Origin of the sequence: Pseudophaeobacter sp. C1-32P7 (genome assembly GCF_041008775.1) — a bacterium.
Taxonomy (GTDB): domain Bacteria; phylum Pseudomonadota; class Alphaproteobacteria; order Rhodobacterales; family Rhodobacteraceae; genus Phycobacter; species Phycobacter gallaeciensis_A.
Genome location: NZ_JAXGFR010000020.1, coordinates 57,685 through 63,689 on the forward strand (window position 1 = coordinate 57,685; position 6,005 = coordinate 63,689).

Below are 6,005 nucleotides of genomic sequence, written 5' to 3' on the forward strand. Positions count from 1 at the left end.
CCGATTGGAGTTTTCCATGACAAACGATATCTACAGCAATCTGAAACAGCTTGGCGGCGAAACCCGCATTCCCGCCAGCCCCGTAGAGGCCGAACTGGAGCGGGTGCCCAACCCGCAGGCAGATGTGGACTACAACGTGCGTTTCACCGCGCCGGAATTCACTTCGCTCTGCCCGATGACCGGACAGCCGGATTTTGCCCATCTGGTGATCGACTATGTGCCCGGTGACTGGCTGGTGGAATCAAAATCGCTGAAGCTGTTTCTGACCTCCTTTCGCAATCACGGTGCCTTTCACGAGGATTGCACAATCTCCATCGCACGCCGACTGGTGGATTTTCTGGAGCCCCGATGGCTGCGCATCGGCGGCTACTGGTATCCGCGTGGCGGCATTCCGATTGATGTCTTCTGGCAAACCGGCCCACTGCCTGAGAGCGTGTGGATCCCGGACCAAGGCGTGCCGCCCTATCGCGGACGGGGTTGATCGCCTAGCGGCAAACAACACAACAATCCACCTAGGGGGCGTCAGGCCTGACGCCCCAGCCAGTCGCGACGACTAGGGAAAAGACATCGCGCAAGGCCGCAATTGCGTCACCGGGTCGCTATGGCCAATGGTTGGCCAGCCGCCGGTGAGAATCCACCCAAACCAGATCTCCCCAGAAGATTTCCGAGATGGTGACGCTATGCGCAGACGCATCGCCATGCGAGAACAGGCCTGAAAACTTTTCTGCCGTGCAGAGATGATTTTGCCATACAAACGAAGGGGGAATGGTGGGTGATGAGAGACGGAAACAAACCAAAAATTACTGTAAGAATTCAGTTCCGCAGTGTCCCACGCCAGCAGTGAAACCCGGATATAGAAAACAACCACTTACAGGACCGGTGTCCCACGAAAACCATCTTAGCCCAGTCGGCAGTTAGCTTGCGGTATTGCTGTGTTCGCAGCCTCGGACACTTGCTGAGGCTACGGTCTTAGGCCGCCATTTCCAGCGCTTCCGTTAGATATTTCGGCGCACCTTCCCCTGTGATCGATTTACCCCTCTCGGATCACATCCCAGGGGCCTTGATTGCTCGGCGGATTATGGAAACCCTCAAAGGTTTCCAGTTTTTCCTGTCAGGCAGTGCGGAACTGTTTTCGCCTAGTTTGCTAGGTTCGACTCACCTAAATCAAGCGTTCGCCGGAGCAAGCTCCCGCAAGGCACGCGCCATTTCCAGATAGCCGGAATATCCATACTGCGCGTGCATGCTTTCATACCATGCAGCCCAAGGCTCTCGGCGCTCCTCCGCAAACACGTCGCTCCAGAACCCTTTGCGAACACTGACCTGGCCATCGGGCAACCTCGAAACCTCTATCCGCGCTTCACTCATCAAAAGCCTCCTTTTGTGGTCTACCGAAGTCACCAGCGGCACAAGACGCCAATCGATCCCCCGAATACCACCCTTCATATTCCACGTTCTGGACCTTTTAGAACCCCTTAGCGCCCTTCCGCTGCCTGTAAGCAGAAAGACATGCATTCAGGCTTGCACTCCAACGTTGTCCTATCCGCGGCAGATTTGGCAGCCACAGCACGTGCAGGCAAATCGCGACAATCCGAAACCTGGAGTCCCCAGCTCCTACGCCGCTCTCGGCATAGCTGTCACAGTGTCCCTAGGACAATCCAGCTGGGAAAGGCGAAACGCGTTCACCGCCCCAAACATGGAACAAAGCCCAACTACCGCAACTTAGAGCATATCATCGCCGTAAATTACGTAGTTCTGGACATCTGAAAGGGTAACAAGAATGTCATCATATCCGTCGTTGTTCATGTCACCCGCTGCAGCAGCGGTAGAGTCCACGTAGTTGGTGGATGTGTCATCTGCCGGGCGAATGACAAAACCGCCGGTCCCCGCGGCGATATCAGACAGATGAATAGCCTCAGTCGAACCCGTCCCGAAAATCACGTAAACGCCAAGCGCCTCTCCAGTGTTCACGTCGCTGCCCGTAATGGCAATGTCGTCGCGCCCGTCGCCATTTACATCTCCGAGGAACGTTACGGAGCTGCCAATAGCAGACAGTTCCTGTGTCCCCATGATTTCGAGCCCGCGCGAGCCGAGGTCATCCAGTTCAACGGCAGCAGGGTTTGCACTTCCAAAGACAACATAGGCTGCGCCTGTGTTTTCCCGATCGCCGCGATCTGCGTAAGGCAGGCCAATCAGGATGTCGTCCAAACCATCGTTGTTGAAGTCGCCTCCACCTGACAGTTGGGCACCGCCAGTTTCCGCCCATTCCAAGTCATCGGCATATTGCAGATGCGAGCGTATCTGGAACCCATCATCGGAAAACCCGTCTTCAAGGAATACTGGCGAACCCTGGCTCCGGCCTTGCACCACAAAGAAGCTCTCCGTCTTATCGGCGACGTGCCGCATGGCGATCACCATGTCATCCAGCCCGTCCCCATTGGTATCTCCGGCGGAGCTGACACTGGCGCCCGTCGCCAATCCATCTGCAGAGTCGATTACAAAGCCCCCTTCCCCACCTTCGATAGGGTGCACGCTGGATAGGGAAGTATCCGTGATGACGTAGCCAATCAGGTGATTGAAATCGGTATCATCAATCACGCGCGAGCTGTCCATGACCAGAGCATCGCTGTTGCCGTCACCATTTATGTCACCTAGCGCGGCCCCATTAATCCCCAGTGTTCCAAGAAATTCCCCGGCGCCTTCGATCAGGCTGGTATTCGGCTCTGTTCCATCTGCAAGTGTCACATTGGAGGAGCCGGTGTAGACGAAGGTCGCGCCGATACCTTCAAAGTTGGAAACGCCCATGACGAAGTCAGCACGCCCATCATCATCAACGTCTTCCAGCACACCGATGAAGTTGGCAAGATCCAGCCAGTTTCCGGTATCAAGCGTCACCGTGAACCCGGTACTTCCTGAGGCAGCCTCTGCCACGTTGACAAGATCCGCCTGTGATGCAGCACCGTACAGCACATGATATTCGTAGGCAGATTGGCTACTTCCCCTGACAAGCAGATCCGAACGTCCGTCACCGTTGAAATCACCAAAGCGACCTCCAGGATCTTCATCCGTCAATGGCGTCATTCCAGTGAGTTCAAAGCCTCTGAAATTCCCGGACAAACCAGCAAGGTCGGAGCCAGGAGTGCCACCGCCGGAGGACGCGCTAGTGGAAAAGCTCGAGAGTGTCACGCTGGACAGGTAGGTATGATTTGACTCCCCAGTGTCGGGGTTAACTGACCCCTGGCGGTCATAGTGAATAACCGTATCCGTAGCCCCGACGCCCTGCCCGCTTTCAACCCAGATCGAGGCCCCGTCCCGGTTCCCGTCTGATGCAGCATAGGTTCGCAAGCTATCCGCAGTAAACCGCTGACCGCCTACTGTTAGGATGTCCTCTGCGCTGAAGTCGCGGACCGTATCATCCCCGTCTGCGCCAAAGGCACCGGCCGACTGTACAAAACCCCAGTAAGAATTCGTGACGGTGTAGGAAGCCCCGACGGTGTTGAACCGGAAATGATCTTCACCTTCGCCCCCCCAATACACATCATCGCCACTATAGCCCACGAGCGTATCGTCCCCGCCGTCTCCGGTCAGCAAGTCGGCACCTGCTCCTCCTCGCAGGACATCGTCGCCGCTACCGCCATAAAGGGTGTCATCACCACTGTCACCGTACAGGAAGTCGCCACCGCTTTGACCGGTAATGTAGTCATCTCCCGACCCACCAGCCATCGTATCGCGCCCCCCTGCCCCTGTGAGAGTGTCCGCTCCACGACCACCAAGAAGAGCATCACTGCCGGCCATGCCAGCCATGCTGTCATCTCCGTCGCCACCAATCAGGTAATCGCCTCTACCGCCGCCCAACAGCGTGTCTGCCCCGTCCCCACCATCAAGCTGATCGCGCCCAGCATTGCCCCGCAGTTCGTCATCACCGAAATTGCCAAACAAACGGTCGTCAGCCTTACCCCCGATCAGACGGTCGTGGCCCCCGCCACCTTTGATTTTGTCTTTCCCGCCGCCGCCAAGCAGGATGTCGTCGCCTCCGTTTCCGACGAGTCGGTCCCGTTTACCTCCGCCCGATATGAAGTCGTCGTCCGCTCCGCCAAATATCTTATCCTTGCCATTCATGCCGCGGAGGGTGTCGTTCCCACCTCCGCCAAAAAGGCGATCGTTCTTACTGCCACCGCTTGCGTGATCATTCGCAGCACTGCCAGAAAATCGCATCGACTTCTCCAACTCATCCACAATCGAGCCAAAAAGGTCGGTGAAGTTGAAGTCTACAGCATTCCGGGACTGCACATCCAAATTGGATGGCATCTCGAACAAGGCCGCCATGGCATCCGGGCGCCCAGCATTGAGTTCAGAACGTGCGGTCAGGAAATCGGCAAGGCTCCATTCCAATTCGTCCATGACCGCCTGAAGCTCACCCGAGCTAGAGTAATAACGCATCTCGGAGACAAGACCGTCATAAGGCACGTTGTCCGTACCAAATTCGATGGGAGAAGCATCCACTTCGACTCGACCGCCGAGCTCATCCACAAAGACAATGGGGCCAGCGGCAACCTGTTCCTGAACCCGCCCGAGGAGGGCACTGTTGAAAAAATGGGTGTCTGTTCCTAGAAGGCGAAGCCGCATAACACAATCTGCCTGTTCTATTGGTTTCGAATGGGCGCTCACAAAAACACGCGCGGTAACGCATGGTTGCGGTAATTTGCATCTCAGATCAAGGTTTAGGCACCATCAAGCATCCTCAAAAGCTTTCCGCCTGCCTAAGCCACCATCTCACACAGGCTCGCCCTTGACTGGGAACGCATGACAACTCTGGCGCCAGCCCCATATCGCGCACTATCCGCTACCCGCACCAAGCCAATCCAGATGACTGGAGCTGCACAGCCTAAAGAACTGCCGACCGCTCTCAGCCCAAACACGACCTTCCAGCAGGGCGCAGCGCAGGCTCTGCTGCAGGCGCGAGAGGCTTCCCAAGAGCGGACCTTCGGGTCCGCTCAACTGACCGGGGCGATGCTGAGATCAGTGCAGACGTCAGCGAAGCGCAGAAAGTGACCTTTGCAAAGTCGTCCACACGGGTGGCGCGATGCATTGGGCACGGCCCGAATTTGCCGTACCGCACCGTACTATGGTGCTGCCGCGCGGCGCTTTAGAGCGGACATGCGATGATCCCCACTATGCTGGCAGCGTCGGCTCGAAAAATACGTCTCGCGGACAAAAAAAGCAGAACACATTCAGTCAGGCCAGAGCGGCTATCCAGTAGCAAGTTTACTCCTATGTCCGCTCCAACCCCATCTTCGTTCAATTCAGTCGATACTACTTTCGCCAGTTTTCAACACGCCCCTCAAAGTCAATGTCCTTCCATTGCTCCTTCCAGAGATTAAAGTATCTGATGTCACTTGAAGATGGTTCCGGGGAGCACTTTTCCACATAGACAACAGAAGGCATTGTTACAGAATCGCCTATAAGCAATGCTTCACCCTGCTCCAGCGCCGGCATTCCTTCAGTCAAGTTTCCGAGGGTATCTGGGAGCAACCGTCTAACGTAACTCTGATCATCAGGGTTCGTCAGCCTCATCGCAAGAAAGTTGCTGCATTGTGAGAAAATGGTTTCAGATATCTCAGAGGGGCGCTGGCTTGAGATTAGCTGGCTTATTCCATATTTACGACCTTCTTTTGCAATGCGTTCGATCGCCGCGAGAGATGCCTTGTAACGGGATAAGCCGCTTTTGGGTGCGTACTTATGCGCCTCTTCATAAACCATTAGAATCGGCTGCGGAATTACACCCTCGAGACGCCTTGTGAAATAGCAGAAGTCGAACATCAGACGGGAAATCAATGACACCGTGATGCTCAAGAGTTCGAACGGAATTCCGCTCAAATCTATGACTGGCGCTGTTGCACAAATCGGGGTCTGAGCGTGGTTCCCCTTTCCCCGGACGGACCTATCCTACGGCCACAGTGACGGGTATGCCGAGCGCGGTGTAGCCGTTCAGCACGGCGATGCGAACT

At 55.9% G+C, this 6,005-nt stretch carries 4 protein-coding genes; 1 reads left to right on the forward strand and 3 read right to left on the reverse strand.

Features of this window, described 5'->3' with window-relative positions; translation table 11 throughout:
• The first annotated feature begins 16 nt into the window (after positions 1-16).
• The gene (gene queF, locus SM763_RS20535) at positions 17-481 is read left to right on the forward strand and encodes a preQ(1) synthase (protein WP_368999583.1); all 465 of its coding nucleotides are present in this window, start codon (positions 17-19) and stop codon (positions 479-481) included.
• Positions 482-1,164: 683 nt separating this feature from the next.
• Here queF and SM763_RS20540 read toward each other — a convergent pair.
• From SM763_RS20540 to SM763_RS20550, 3 genes are all read right to left on the reverse strand, one after another.
• Positions 1,165-1,365, reverse strand: coding sequence for a hypothetical protein (locus SM763_RS20540; protein ID WP_065273505.1), 201 nt, complete (start codon positions 1,363-1,365; stop codon positions 1,165-1,167).
• Between the two features lie 354 nt (positions 1,366-1,719).
• Positions 1,720-4,623 carry a calcium-binding protein gene (locus tag SM763_RS20545; RefSeq protein ID WP_368999584.1) on the reverse strand — a complete coding sequence of 968 codons (2,904 nt, stop codon included), beginning with the start codon at positions 4,621-4,623 and terminating at the stop codon, positions 1,720-1,722.
• A 687-nt stretch (positions 4,624-5,310) separates the two neighbouring features.
• Complete coding sequence (locus SM763_RS20550; RefSeq protein ID WP_368999585.1) at positions 5,311-5,838, reverse strand: ATP-binding protein; 528 nt, start codon at positions 5,836-5,838, stop codon at positions 5,311-5,313.
• Between the last annotated feature and the right edge of the window lie 167 nt (positions 5,839-6,005).

Excerpts from the sequence above, each read along its gene's own strand:
- queF (WP_368999583.1), top strand. The coding sequence starts at position 17 with ATGACAAACGATATCTACAGCAATCTGAAACAGCTTGGCGGCGAAACC.
- SM763_RS20540 (WP_065273505.1), bottom strand. The coding sequence starts at position 1,365 with ATGAGTGAAGCGCGGATAGAGGTTTCGAGGTTGCCCGATGGCCAGGTC.
- SM763_RS20545 (WP_368999584.1), bottom strand. The coding sequence starts at position 4,623 with ATGCGGCTTCGCCTTCTAGGAACAGACACCCATTTTTTCAACAGTGCC.